Origin of the sequence: Adlercreutzia mucosicola DSM 19490 (genome assembly GCF_000422625.1) — a bacterium.
GTDB classification, from domain to species: Bacteria; Actinomycetota; Coriobacteriia; order Coriobacteriales; family Eggerthellaceae; genus Adlercreutzia; species Adlercreutzia mucosicola.
The window spans coordinates 70,087-83,975 of sequence record NZ_AUGK01000007.1 but is presented as its reverse complement, the minus strand read 5'-3'; the positions used below and the strand labels follow the sequence as shown (position 1 = coordinate 83,975).

Annotated in this window: 10 protein-coding genes and 1 pseudogene; 3 read left to right on the top strand and 8 right to left on the bottom strand. The window is 64.3% G+C overall.

The window, feature by feature from the left end; translation table 11 throughout:
• Positions 1-95 precede the first annotated feature (95 nt).
• The 7 genes and pseudogenes from G503_RS0105465 to G503_RS0105435 form a co-directional block, all read right to left on the bottom strand.
• Positions 96-1,394, bottom strand: coding sequence for an MFS transporter (locus tag G503_RS0105465; protein ID WP_028026784.1), 1,299 nt, complete (start codon positions 1,392-1,394; stop codon positions 96-98).
• Between the two features lie 60 nt (positions 1,395-1,454).
• The gene (locus G503_RS0105460) at positions 1,455-2,291 is read right to left on the bottom strand and encodes a DmsC/YnfH family molybdoenzyme membrane anchor subunit (RefSeq protein ID WP_028026783.1); all 837 of its coding nucleotides are present in this window, start codon (positions 2,289-2,291) and stop codon (positions 1,455-1,457) included.
• A complete protein-coding gene (locus G503_RS0105455; protein ID WP_028026782.1) occupies positions 2,267-2,878 on the bottom strand; it encodes a 4Fe-4S dicluster domain-containing protein in 612 nt (203 codons plus the stop codon). Before G503_RS0105455 ends, G503_RS0105460 begins: the two co-directional genes overlap by 25 nt.
• 1 nt (position 2,879) lies before the next feature.
• Positions 2,880-5,216, bottom strand: a complete 2,337-nt coding sequence (locus G503_RS0105450; RefSeq protein ID WP_028026781.1) for a molybdopterin-containing oxidoreductase family protein — start codon at positions 5,214-5,216, stop codon at positions 2,880-2,882.
• Between the two features lie 111 nt (positions 5,217-5,327).
• Positions 5,328-5,528: a 4Fe-4S binding protein gene (locus G503_RS0105445; protein WP_028026780.1), complete on the bottom strand. Its 201-nt coding sequence runs from the start codon at positions 5,526-5,528 to the stop codon at positions 5,328-5,330.
• Positions 5,525-6,487, bottom strand: coding sequence for a LysR family transcriptional regulator (locus G503_RS0105440; protein ID WP_028026779.1), 963 nt, complete (start codon positions 6,485-6,487; stop codon positions 5,525-5,527). Before G503_RS0105440 ends, G503_RS0105445 begins: the two co-directional genes overlap by 4 nt.
• 240 nt (positions 6,488-6,727) lie before the next feature.
• Positions 6,728-7,060: pseudogene (locus tag G503_RS0105435) on the bottom strand (FAD-binding protein); the annotation flags it as partial.
• A 58-nt stretch (positions 7,061-7,118) separates the two neighbouring features.
• Between G503_RS0105435 and G503_RS15975 the strand changes: the two are divergent.
• Positions 7,119-8,552, top strand: a complete 1,434-nt coding sequence (locus tag G503_RS15975; protein ID WP_084636305.1) for a response regulator transcription factor — start codon at positions 7,119-7,121, stop codon at positions 8,550-8,552.
• A 129-nt stretch (positions 8,553-8,681) separates the two neighbouring features.
• Positions 8,682-9,254, top strand: coding sequence for a phosphatase PAP2 family protein (locus tag G503_RS13895; RefSeq protein WP_051190961.1), 573 nt, complete (start codon positions 8,682-8,684; stop codon positions 9,252-9,254).
• 265 nt (positions 9,255-9,519) lie between these two features.
• Here the strand turns inward: G503_RS13895 and G503_RS0105420 are convergent, their stop codons facing one another.
• Positions 9,520-11,127 (bottom strand): helix-turn-helix transcriptional regulator, encoded by a 1,608-nt coding sequence (locus tag G503_RS0105420; protein ID WP_169628145.1) that lies wholly within the window; start codon positions 11,125-11,127, stop codon positions 9,520-9,522.
• A 286-nt stretch (positions 11,128-11,413) separates the two neighbouring features.
• Here G503_RS0105420 and G503_RS0105415 point away from each other — a divergent pair, with 286 nt between their 5' ends.
• Positions 11,414-13,870, top strand: coding sequence for a DMSO/selenate family reductase complex A subunit (locus G503_RS0105415; RefSeq protein ID WP_028026776.1), 2,457 nt, complete (start codon positions 11,414-11,416; stop codon positions 13,868-13,870).
• Positions 13,871-13,889: the final 19 nt, after the last annotated feature.

Genomic DNA, 13,889 nt, shown 5'->3' with positions numbered 1-13,889 from the left:
ATGCACGTTCTGTCACATTTTCCACGTTCTACCATCTGCTCTTAGGCGTACTGCCGCGCACTTGCGGCGCGCGGCAGTAACTTCCACAGCCTGATCTAACCGCGTTTGGGAAAGCGCACCAGAAAACCAGCGACCATGCCCACAAAGCAGATAACGGCCACCGCCGCGAACATAGGCGTGTAGGCCCCCGTGACGTCGAACACCACACCCGCGATGGTGGGCACCAAGCCCGACAGCACCGACAGCAACAAGAGCACCGTGCCGATGATCTTCGGAAAATTCATGATGCCGAAGTAATTGGCGAACGCCGTCGGCATGACGCTGGTATTGCCGCCGAAGCCAAGGCCCAAAAGGATGTAGTACACATACAGCATAGCCACATCCCCAGGTTGTGCCAAAACGGCGCACAGCGCGCCTGCCGCCGTAAGCAGCGCGCAAGCTCCCAGAATACGTGCCGGTTCGATACGATCGGCAAGAGGGGCGATGATCAGATTCACCGCCACTGCGGCGATGCCCTGCACGGCCACGGCACCAGCTACGATCGTCGGATCGATGCCCAACCCGTTGAAGTGCAGCACCGCCGAGGATACCGCCATATTCAGCGCAACGAAGATGGACAACGACGCCAACAGAATCAGCCAGAAGGCCGCCGAGCGAAACGCCTCAGCCTGCGTCATGGACGATGGGTTCTTGAACACGCCTCCCTTCTTGGGCTCCGATGCCCCCTCCGAAGATGCGACCTGCGCGACCGCGGCGTCCTGCCGCTCGGATACCGGCAGTCCGTCGGGGCTCTGATTCACATCAGCAGGCTTGTTCCGCATAAACAGGAATGCGATCACCAGCGAGATAACGCCCATTACAGAAATGAGGTAGAAGCCCATGGGCCAGTTGCCCTGAGTCCCAATGGCCGCATTGGCGATCAGCGGGAACGAGAACGCCACCACGCCGCCCAATCCCATGGTCACGGCCATCGCAAGACCGCGTTTCACCACAAACCAGTTGCCAATAGTGGTTTGTGTTGCCACCTGGCCGCCCAGCGTACTCGAGAAGCTGAGCAGGACGCCGAACAGCACGATATAGGCCGCCGTCGATGTCCCGGCGAACAATCCCATCAGGATGCCTGTCAGCACGATAAGCACAGAGCTGACAATGAACGCGTTTTTGGCGCCGTACTTCTCCACGAACTTGCCGATCAGAGGACCGGGCAGCCCCTGCATAAGGATGAACACCGAAAACCCAATGCCGATCATAGTGCGGTCCATGCCCACAGCCGGATCCAAGGCCATGACGGGAATGGTTATCTGCGCCGCCGCCAGACCGAAATTGCCGAGCAGCGCATACAGGGCCGCCGTAACGACCACGACTTTCCAGCCGTAAAATTTCTTCTCAGTCACGAGAACTCCTCCCTGGCGCTGCGGACCGCATCCGCAGCGCGCAGCAAACAGGAACCGAAACTACATGTCTAAATTGAGATCGACCGGATACATGGGGAACAGCTTCACCTTATGGGCACCCTTGAAGAACAGCACCGTCCAGGCGGCGATGCCCCCAGCGCAGGACAGCCAGGCCAGCGCCGCCAGCACCAGCGCGGCGGCGGGCATAGCGAACATGAGCCCGAGCGCCACCAGCGGCAGCGCCACACCCATAACCACCCACATGATGAACACGGAGCGGTAAGGCGGCTCAGTGGCGTTCACGTTCACCCCGTAGCCCACTGAGCGCATGCGGCGCACATAGGCCGCCTGGCACAGCGCGCACACCACGGTAGCCGCCAGCGCCACCGCCACGCAGGCCACCGGCACAAGCCCCCCGGCGACCAGCCACAGCACCACGACACCGATGGTGCCCGCCTCAAGCGCCGTCAGCAGGAACAGCACCAACACGAAGGGGGTGTTCCATGCCGGGCGGGAACCCATCTGATAGGCCAGGCCGGTGCATACGAGAAACGCGGCGGCCAGCACCGCGGCCACAAGCCCTACGACAAAGGTAGCGTCGCCGAGATCGTACAGCACCCCGTTCAGGCCGCAGGCCAGCAGTGCCAGCCCGAGAAACGGCGTGATGAAGGCTTCCTGGGTCAGGTGCGACTTGAAGTTCGAAAACGCGTTGAAGAAGCGCTGCGGGCGCTGCAAGTGAAAGATGGACGCAATGCCACCCACGGCGAGCAGGCCTAAGGTAACCCACGCCACCACCGCCAACGGCACCGGCGAGCCCATCACAAAAGCGCAGATGAACAGGCCCAGCCCCACACGCTGGCACGCGGTGGATACTACGAGCGGCCAATGGATTTGCATAGGGTCTCAGCTCCTTTCCGAGGCAGGAGGTACACCACCGAGGGCTGGTTGCCGAACTCGGGATGCACGCGGAACACACGGTCGGCGTTGGCGGCCAGGATGCGGGAGATCTCGCTGTCGGGGTCGTTCATGTCGCCGGCCACACGGCAGCCCGTCGTGCAGGTGTAGGCGCACATGGGCTGCTCGCCCTGCTCCAAACGATGCACGCACAAGATGCATTTCTCCACGGTCTTGGTGTTGGGATTGAGCGTGCGCGCCTCATAGGGGCACGCCCAAATGCAGTACTGGCAGCCAAAGCACAGGTTCGCATCTACCAGCACGATGCCGTCATCGGTCTGGTAGGTGGCCTTGGTGGGGCACACGGTGATGCAGCTGGGGTTCTCGCAATGCATGCACTGGTTCGGGAAGTAGAACATCTCCAGCTGGTCGGGGAACTGGCCGATGGGGCCCATGCGGTACACGCGCTCCCAGAACACGCCCAGATCCACGTCGTTCTCCATCTTGCACGCCACGGCGCACGCCTGGCATCCCGTGCATTTGTCCAGGTCGATCACCATGCCGTAGTGCTTCTGCGACGTCGATTCCATGCTACTCACCGCCTTTCTTCTTCACGATGCGGCACAGCGTGCTGCGCAGACCGGGAGTGAGGAACTCGTCGTTGTACACCCGATCGCTCGTGAGCGTGTTCGCGTTGCTCATACCGTCGGGATACCCTGGCAACCCCAGCTTCGCACAGCCCTGCCACCAACCGTGGGGAATGACGCAGACGCGGGGGTCCAAGCCGTCGGTCGGGCGCGCCTTCATGGTGATGCGTCCCGTCGGAGACTCGATCCACACCCATTCGCCGTAGTCGATGCCCAGCTTTTCGGCAATGGAGCGGTGGAAGATCACCTGGGGCTCGGGCACGATCTCGCGCAAATGCGGAATGCCGCGATAGGCCGAGTGGTAGTAGATGGGATAGCGGCGCCCCGTAATGCCCGTCAGCGGGTACTCGGCGGCGATCTCGGGAGTGGAGAACACGCTTTCCTTCGGCTCGTTGGCCGCCGGCAGCGGATCGGCGCCCATGATCAGCTCCACCACCGCGTACAGCTCGGCGCGGCCCGACGGCGTGGGGAACCCGTGCTCGCGGTAGTCGCGCGAGGGCATCTGCGGCACGTGGTGAATCCACTTACCCTTCAGCTCTTCCCAGGTCACGCCTGCATGAGTCTGCTCAAGCTGCCAGTCGAACAACTCCTCGTCGGTTTCCCACGGCCACCATTCCGGATTCAGGCGATGGCCGAACTCACGCCAGAACCACACGTCGCTCTTGCGCTCGTACAGCGGCTCCACGGCCTTCTGCTGGCCGAACACCCATTCGCTGCACACCTCGTCGGCCAGATAGTCCCGCTCGGTCCAGTGAGTGGAGGGCAGCACCAGGTCGGCCAGCTCGCAGGTGGGCGACATGTAGTAGTCCATGCACACCAGCAAATCGAGGCAGAGCAGCGATTCCTTCACAAGCGCCGTGTTCTCCGACCATGAGAGCGGATTGCCCTGCACCATGATGTAGCCGCGCACGGGATAGGGCTTTCCGGTGCGCATGGCCTCGAACACCGCCGTGGGGTTCGAGATGCCATAGACGCTGCCCGAGGCCTTGTCGTTTACGATGCGCAGTTCTTTCTGCGTCTCGGGCTCGGCACCGGTCAGCGGCCCCATCTGGTTCCAGAAGGGCATCGACAGGTTGCCGCCCTTCTTCTCCAGGTTTCCGCAGATGGCGATAAGGATGTTCACCAGCTGCAGCGTATCCTTGCAGTTGGTCTGCTCCTCAATGCCCTGAAACACGTTGATGGTGGCCGCCGGCGCCGTCGCGTAGGTACGGGCCGACTGCCGGATAACCTCAGCCGGCACCCAGCACATCTCGCTGGCATGCTCGGGCGTCCACTCGTCGACGCGCTGCTTCAGGGCGCTCCACACCGTGGTAACCGGCGCCTGGCTACCGTCGGCAAGCTGCACCAGACCGTGGTAGTTCATATCCTCGTCGATACCGGGCGTGTGGATGTCCACGAACTGGCCGGAGGCTTTATCGAACACGAGCATGCTTTGAGGGTTGCCGCCCTCTTCCACCAAAGCCCCGTTCAGCGGAACGTTCGCCCCCTCGATGAGCAGCATGGGGGCGTTGGTGAACTTCTGGGTGAACTCGTGGTCGTACAGATCCTCGTTCATGATGACGTTCAGCCACGCCATGGCCAGATAAGGATCCGATCCGGGACGCAGTCCCACGAAGTGATCGGCCTTAGCCGCCAACGGATGCTCGAAGAAGGGATCGATCACGATGAGCTTGGCCCCGCGATCGCGACTGCGGCCCACCTGGCCCGAGGTGTAGGTGGGCTCGGTCCACACCGAATTGGCGCCCCAGAACACGATGCAGTCGGCATTGTCGAAATCGCACCCGTCGAAGGTGGGGAACATGCCGTACTGCAAGAACGCCTGTACCATCATGGGCACCAGGCAGATGTTGCCCGGCGACAGGCTGTGGTGCACCCGACCGCCCGCGTTACCGGCCCGGCCCGTCCACTGGTTGGTGCCGCGGCCCGTACCTTGACCGTAGGCGATGGTCTCGGCGCCGTACTCCTCAGTCAGCGCCTCCACCCGCTCCTGAAGCCAATCGAGCGCCTCATCCCAGGTGATGCGCTCCCACTTCCCCTCGCCGCGCTCGCCCACACGCCGCAACGGCCAGCGCAGACGATCGGGGTCGTAGAGAATCCGCGTGGCTGAAAGCCCCTTGCCGCACATGCGGCCCTCGCTGCGCGGATCCTCCGGATTGCCCTTGACGCTGACGAGCTCGCCGTCCTTGTCCACTTCGCATAGCACACCGCATTTCGCGTGGCACTCGAAGCAGTTGGTCTTGACGATCTTGCCGCCGTCGGGCAGCGGAATAACCGAATCCATCCGTCCTCCTTTCTTTGCCAATACCCTTGCCCGCCATTGTGCGACCGGCGCGAGCACGACGCAAACAGCAAGGAGCGGTAGGAGGCACAACAAAAAATTGTAGGGGGGTTCTCAGTGAAACAGACCCTTGCGCTTCACGACGGCACGCAGCTTGCAGGATCCCGCGCAGGTTCCGCAGCCGTCGCAACGTTCCTGGATGATGACGAAACGGCGCTCGTCGTCCTGGTCGATGGCCGCTTTGGGGCACACCTTCGCGCAGGCGCCGCACGCACGGCACAGATCGGGCCGAATCTCGTAGCGCGAAAACCTCATGCCGGTGCCCCCGCTCCAACAATCGCCGTCTCGCGACCGCTCCAATGCCGCGCCATGTAGGAGGCGCAGGATGTCGCCAGGTAGCGCTCGAAGAAGCGAGCGAAGCGCGCCGCCGGACTACCCTGCTCGGGAACGCCCAGCACACCTACGCTCAACGTCACGCCGTCGCGAATGGGCACCACCACCGTATCCGGATTCGGTCGATCCAGAAAGACCGACAGAGAATCGGTGAAGGTGACCATCTCGCCGGCGGCCACCGCACGACCGATCATCGCCAGATTCGACGTGCGCAGCTGCACGTTCGGACGGCCTCCGCGCGTCATATGCCCCAGAATGTGCCCAAGGAATTCCTCGTTGTAGCAGGCCAGAGCCGTTTCGCACAGCTCGTCGGCGGTCACGAAATCGCGATCGGCCCACGGGTGCATCCGCGAGCAGACCGCCATAAGCTCGCAAGAGACGAGCGGCCTGAAGCGATCTCCCACCTGGCACTGCTCCGCGTCCATGAACGAGGGCAGCGCGATCAGGTACAGCGCGCCGGAGTCGTCGGCCTCGGAAGTTTCGATGATGTCGGCCAGACTGCGCTCCACGATGCGCAGACGCACGCCGGGCACCATGGACTCGTATTCCGAGAACAGGCTGTCCAGCCGATTTGTCACAAAGGGCATGGTCACGATAGTCAGCGGAGCAGCTGGCGTCCCCTCGGCTCCCAGAGCCGCAGCAATCTGCACGCGCCGATAGGCAGCCAACACCCCGGCGGCCTCCTTGGCGATAGCCTGGCCCGCCCCGGTTAACTGCAGCCCCGTCGGCGTGCGGTCGAACAGCGACACCTCCAGTTCCTGTTCCAAGCTCTTGATCATCGCCGAAGCGCCCTGCTGGGAGATGTAGTGCTGGCGCGCGGCGCAAGAAATCGAGCGATGCTGGGCCACCGAAAGAAACAATGCCAACGCCTCAATGCGCATGGTCACCCTCGCAAGACGAACGGAACATAACGCCGCCAGTCTACCACGACCCTCGCGCCCCACCAACCCACAAGGGCGCAGGGATGCTCGCCCGCACAAAGACGGGGCCCGCAGGGGCCCCGTCTCGAGGGAGGGTAAGGGAAGTCGCGAACCGCGGGCCACAAGCCGCAGCCGGCGCAACCGGCGCAACCGGCGCAGGTGCAATCCGCGACCCGCCGACCGGGGCTCGGCGCCGCGGGCCTACAGCACGTTGGCGGCGATCTCCTCGGCGGCAAGCACGCCGGAGGTGTGGGCCCAGCCCACCGTCTGGCCGAGTGCCCAGTAGTAGTCGTTGTGCATGGTGCCCACAGTCTCGGTGCCCACGGCGTACAGGCCCGGCACCGTCGTTCCCGGTTCGGTGCCCTTCACGGCCATGGCGGGCGTCACCGCGAGATCGCCGCAGGTGCCGAAGGGCGTGGGGGCCATGCGCACCGCGTAGTAGGGGCCGTCCCCGTAGGGCACCAGATATTTCGCGTCCTTGAAGAACACCGGATCCTCCCCCTGGGCGCACAGCTCGCCATAGGCCGCGAATTCCGCCGCGAAGACCGCCGGCTACCCGCTCGTCTTCCTCTGGATCGCGCGCGCACTCACCGTGGCGGTGCTCATCGTCGCCGTGATCGCGGCGCTGCGCGGGCACCGCTTCCTGCACCATCGGCTCGGCACGGCCACGGGCGGCGCGGTGCTCGTTGTCGGACTCGTCCTCATGTTCTATGCCGGCCACAGCCCCGCGCTGTACCTGATCTCCCAGTGCCTCATCGGCGTGGCACACCCATGGCTGCTCTTGTGCTGGGCAGAATACCTCACCGGCCTCGAGAAGGCCCAGCGCACGAAGTCCATCGCTGGTGCCGCCCTTTTAGCCGTGATCGTCTTCACCGTTATGGCCGCCCTGCCGCCGGTCGCCGCAGCCCCTTGCTACCTGGCCCTCGCCTGTGGAAGCGCCCTGCCCTTGCTGGTGGCGGCGCGGCCGACCGCGACCGACACCCTTCCGGCGGAAGCTCCTTCCGTGGGTGCAACCGACAGCCTCCTGGCGGGAGCCCCCTCCGCAGGGGCGGGCGTCAGGCCGCCCGCGAGCCCAGCCGGCCCCCTCTCCCCTTCCGCTTCCTCGGCAGGGGCGGCCTTCAGCCCCTCTGCAGCCCCCGACACCGCGCCCACCGCCGCGCTCGCAAACCCGTCCGCCACTACCCCGCGCGGCAACCTCGCCGCCCTCGCAGTCATCCCCTGGGAGCTTATCGTGCTCATGGCGAGCTACGCCCTCCTGTTCCGCATCCTCGTGTTCTTCGACCTCCCCGTGCCCCACGAGGGGCTCGAACAGCTGGCGGCCGCAATCATCCGCATCGGCGGCATGGGCCTGCTGTTGCTGTACCTGCGGCGCACGCACTTCACACCGAACATCCAGCAGATCATCGCCCCGCTGTTCTTCCTCACCCTGTTGGGTCTCGCGCTGCTGCCGGGCCCCCAAGAGCTGACCTCCACCCTGGCCGTTGCGCTCATCAGCTCCAGTTGGACGTTCTTCTATGCGCTCATGTGGCTTGTTCTACCGGAAATCGCCGACGAGCGCGGCGCCGACCCCTTTGTCGCCCTCATCGGCGGATGGGCGATCCTCAACGCCCTGTTGCTTCTGGCCGCCCCGCTTGCCTACTTCTTTAAAGTGCAGGTGGCCCAGGGCACGCTCTCGCTGACCGCCCTGGTGCTGATCGTCATCTACACCCTCACCGTCGCCCTGCTTCTCTACCGCCACAGCGCGAAGCGCATCACCGCACCCGAGGCCAGCGCCGGGGCCGAAGACACCTCCCCCGAGCCGCCGAGCCAGCGCGAGCGCTTCGAGGCCGCTGCCCGCACCCAAGGCCTCACGCCCCGCGAAACCGAAGTGTTCCTCATGCTCATCGAAGGCTACAGCCTACCCGCCATCGAGGAGCGCTTCGTGCTGTCCCACAGCACCGTGAAGACCCATGCCCGCCATATCTACGAGAAATTCGGCGTGAAAACCAAGCAAGAACTCATCGCCACCCTGAAAGAACCCCGCTGACGGCACTGCGCCAAAACACGAGCGCTCCGCAGCCACCGCGGGCCCGCACCCCATGCGCGGATACGGTGCGGGCAGTTGCCGCCGCAGAGCGGTTCCGCTAGGATTCGGGGGCGAACTGAAGGGAGCGCTGTGAACGAGTTTGTTATTTTGGACGCCATGCAAGGGCTGCACGGGCCGTGGCTGGACCCGGTGGTGGCGACGTTCACCCGCATGGGCGACAGTGGCGCGCTGTGGATCGCGCTGGGCTTGGTACTGCTGGGCATACGGCGCACGCGCAAGCTGGGTATCGCGGTGCTGGTGGCGCTGGTATTGGGCGCCATCGTGACGAACCTTCTGATAAAGCCGCTGCTCATGCGCCCGCGACCCTGCGACGTGAACGCAGCCGTGGCCATGCTCGTCCCGCGGCCCCACGGCTCGTCGTTCCCCTCGGGCCACACCACCGCCGCCTTCGGCGCGGCCGCCGCACTGTGGTTCGCCCGCAACCCGAAGGCCCCCTGGGAGCTCACCGCCGGAGTGACCGTTGCCGCCGCCCTCATGGGACTGTCGCGCATGTACTGCTACGTGCACTACCCCACCGACGTGCTGGCCGGCGCCATTGTAGGAACGCTGGCGGGACTGGCCGCCGCCCTCCTCGTGGACGCCCTCGCCCGTCGGAGCCGCCCCGCCCCCGATATCCCCCGCGGCCCCGGCTCGGCAGCGTAGGGGCGAAGCAAGCAATCCCGCCCGTCACCCGAGAGGTTCTCGTAGGGGCGATCTTGCTAGGTGGGTGGGTGGGCGGGCTGAAGCCCGCCCCTACGGGGGTAAACTTCTGCACCGCCGACCCTTGTAGGGGCGGCCTTCAGGCCGCCCGCAACCAGGTAAGCCTTACCGGGCGGAACGGGCGGGCTGAAGCCCGCCCCTACGAAGGCGTACGAGACGCGGGGACAAGCTTAGCCTCCAACCCTCCCGGCCATTCGACTCTGCGACCTCAACCGACACTCTCACGGTCGAGCTCTTCGAACAGAGCGAGCAGGTCACGGCGCTTGTGAACATCCAACTTGGCGTACAGACGCTTGACGTGAGTCTTCGCCGTGTTCTCGGAAATGGTGAGCTTCTTCGCGATATCGGCCGCAGTGTTTCCGCGCACCAGCAGTTCCATCACCTCCGACTCGCGCGTCGTGAGCAGGTAGCGCCTCGTGAGCACCTGGCACTGCTTCGAGACACGGTCCTTGATGGCCGGTGCCGCAGCCTCTCCGCGCCGACGACGGCCGCGATGCCTTTCGGCCTCAGCCGCCACCCCCGTCCCTCGCTCCGCGACCGCGACGGCACCCCTGGCATCAGCGCCCGATGCCTCTTCCAACCCGGCGTCCGAGCCCCGCCCCGCCGCCACGACTGCCGGTCGTTCCCAGGCCACAAACTCCGCCTGGCTCAGAGCCGGCGACGTTTCCCGCGACGGGCGCGCCGCCAAAGCGCTCGCCATGACGAATACCCAGGTCGACACCAGAGCGAACGTCGCCAACTGCGGAGATGCCCGCAGCCACAGAGCATCGGCCGAGTACCCCAGAACGAATCCGCAGGCCTGCAGCCCGTACACGATGCCGGCGAAGAATCCGTAGATGAACGTGGGGCTGATGCCGCCGTTGCGGGCCACCTGCATGCACTGCACCATCATGACCATCACGGCAAAGCTGAACACCATGTACATGATGCCCGAGAACCAATGCAGATAGGTCTCGTTCAAATAGGGCAGCAACAGGAAGGCCGTGACCACCACTGGCGACACCAGGCGAAACAGGGCCGAGGTGTCGAAGGAGAACGAGTGGCGCCGCCACAACCAGATCAGCGCCACGCAGGCCACAAAGATACCCGCCATCGCTGCCCCGTTCACAATGGCACCCATGGCCGGATCGCGCACCGCGATGGCCCGCGTCACCCCGCTGGCGAATCCAAAGGCGCCGACGCACAACGCGCTCTTGAGCGAGACTCCGAGCGCATGGACGTACACCCCGCGGTGACGGCGCGGCTCATCGGCGAACATCGGCTGATCAAAGCTCATGGACCGCGAGGCGTCCATGAGGCACACTTCGGAAAGCGGGATGAACACGAGCGGAATGGAAAATGCCGCCACCGCACCGGGGATCAGGTGCATCAAAGCGTAAAGAGGCGCCGCCAGCCCCATGCCCACGATGAGATCGAGGGCTCCGCGCTCCTCATCGCGCGATGCAAAATAGCGTTGCCACGATAGGAAGAACAGAGCCGAGCCGACGCCGAGCAGCGCGCCTCCCACCACCACACACAGCATCATGATAGGCTCGACATATAAAGGCGCGATCAGACAGAGGGACCCCGCCGTCATAAAGGGACTGCCCAGTACCGATGAACGGTGCCGCAAAAGCGCCGGGCGAAAATAGGACAACCCCATAGCCGCGGCGAGCATAGCGCAGAAGGCAAGCGACTCTACCAAGAAGAACGTGATGAGCACATCGTAGGTTTGGAAATCAGTCGGCAACAGGGGGAAAGCACCGCCCCACACCGACATGGCGTGGGTAGCGAAAAACAATCCGAAGCCGAACGAAGCCACGTTCGGTGAAAACATACCGCGCGCCATGGCCCGTCCTCCCCGCTTCTTCGTCGACAGCGCCCCTTCAGTGTATCAAAGCCCCTCGAAGGCGTTCACCCAATTAGAGTGAAATACCCTCCCCCTTTTACCCCCATGGCTCCTCTCCCGGCTCCGCCACCCCTCTTTTCCATGACACAGGTCGCTCTCTTCGCTTTTTTACCGCAGAAAAGTTCCCTATTTCACCCGTTTCACGGTATCAGTCGAAGGAGGGGATATGGCACAGTGACCCTATTGGTTCCGCAACGAAGACGAAGGGGGACATATGACCGAGACGATTGAGAAGACGAGCGGCGTTTCGCGGCGCACCTTTTTGAAGGGCTCGTCGCTAGCGGCTCTGGCCGGCGTCGGCGGTAGCGCGCTGTACGGCTGCAGCACGCCCGAGGAGGAGCAGCCGCTGAGTGAAACGGGGGCGGCACCAACTGTCGCCCATCCAGCCGAGCAGGACGAGGTGTTCTGGGGCACCTGCAAATCTGACGGCTGCGGCCAGACGATCTGCCCGCTGCGCTATCACGTGAAAGACGGCGCCATCACCTTGGTCGAGGCCGACGACCGTGGCGACGGAGAGTTCGGCGGCGTGCAGGCCCGTTGCTGCCTGCGCGGACGGTCCATGCGCCAGTGGCACCAGCATCCCGACCGCCTGAAGTGGCCCCTCAAGCGCACGGGCCCGCGTGGCAGCGGCCAGTACGAGCGCATCAGCTGGGACGAGGCAGTGCAGACTATCGCCGAGAAGCTGAAGTACACCATCGACACCTACGGCAACGAGGCCATCCACTCGGGCGTGACCGCCATCCGCAACGATCAGGCCCTCGAGCGTCTGTTGAACTGCCTGGGCGGCTACCTGGGCGGCTACGGCTCGGACTCTCGCGGCCAGCTCGAGACCATCATGCCCTACATGATGGGTTCCGGCGGACCCAACGGTTCCTCGATGACCAACACGCTGCATTCCGACCTGGTCATCCAGTTCGGCAACAACCCGGCCACCACCCGCATGGGCGGCGCCTCGGCCAACTACGACCTCGCTCGCGCCCGCGAGAAGGGCGTCGAGATCATCACCATCGACTACTGGATGAACGATTCTTGCGTGGGGCACCCCGAGGAATGGCAGCCCATCCGCTCCGGCACCGACGCGGCCCTCGCCTCGGCCATGGCCTACGTACTCATCAGCGAGGGCGCGATCGATGAGGCATGGGTGAACAAGTATTGCATCGGCTATGACGAGTCCACCATGCCCGAAAGCGCCCGCGGCAAGCATCTGTCCTACAAGGACTACATCATGGGCACGGGCTACGACATGATCCCGAAGACCCCCGAATGGGCCGCCCCCATCACGCTCATCTCCGCCGAGCGCATCACCGAGCTGGCCCACAAGCTAGCCAACGCCAAGGCCGCCTATATCAGCCAGGGCTGGGGCCCGCAGCGCCATGGCAATGGCGAGAGCACCTGTCGCGCCATCGCCATGCTGCCCATCATTACCGGCAACATCGGCCGTGTCGGCTGCAACACCGGTATGCGCGACGGCGTGTCGGTGGGCCTCGTGAACCCGTTCACCACCATCCCCGGCGGCGAGAACCCCGTCAAAACCATGATTTCCTGCATCAGCGTGGTGGACGCCGTGGACCACGGCCACGCCATGACCGCCACCCGCGACGGCGTGACCGGCGCCGACAAGCTCTCAACCGACATCAAGTTTCTCTGGCTCGACGGCACCAACCTGCTGAACCAGCGCGGCGACCTACGGCGCTCCCACGAGATCATGAAGGACGAGAACAAGTGCGAGTTCATCGTGGCCCAAGATATGTTCATGACTTTCACCGCCTCCTACGCCGACATCATCCTGCCCGGTATCACCCGCAACGAATGCGCATCGGTCATCGCCCTGGCCACGGCCGGCGAGTTCGTCGGTCAGCTGCACATCGACTCCATTGTGCAGCCGCCCGAGGAATGCCGTAACATGTACGACGTGTGCACCGATATCGCCCGCATTCTCGGTGTGGAAGAGGCCTATACCGAGGGCCGCACCTGGGCAGAATGGCAGCAGTTCTCCTGGGAGATGTACCAGCCCTACGCCGCCCAGATGCCCGGCTACGAGACGATGCCCACCTGGGAGGAGATCAGCAAGGACCACATCTGGACGAGCGAGATCGAAGTGACCAGCAAGATGATGGACTTCTTCGCCGACCCCGAGGCAGCGCCTCTCGACACCGAATCGGGCAAGATCGAGGTGTACTGCGAGCGTCTGGCCAACATCGCCGCCACCTGGGAGCTGGACGATCCCACCGACGTCATCAGCCCCATCCCCATCTACACCCCCGGCTTCGAAAGCTATGAGGCCTGCACCGAAGACTACCCGCTGTACCTATCGGGCTGGCATCCGCGCCAACGCTTCCACTCCACCTTTCACAACCTGGAGAATCTGCGCCAGGCCACGCGCCAGCAGCTGCTCATCAACCCGGCCGACGCCGAGCCGCGCGGCATCAAGAACGGCGATATGGTGAGCGTGACCAACGAACGGGGCGAGGTGCACGTGGAGGCCCGCGTGACGCCGCGCATCATCCCCGGCCAGGTGGGCATGCCCGAGGGCGCCTGGGCGCAGATCGACTTCGACGGCGACGGCATCGACCGCGGCGGCAATATCAATGTGCTGTGCAACAGCCATCCCTCGCCCCTCTCGAAGCACAACTGCTCCAATTCCGCCATCTGCCAGGTTACGAAGCTGTAGCCGCGTTTAGTCAACAAAG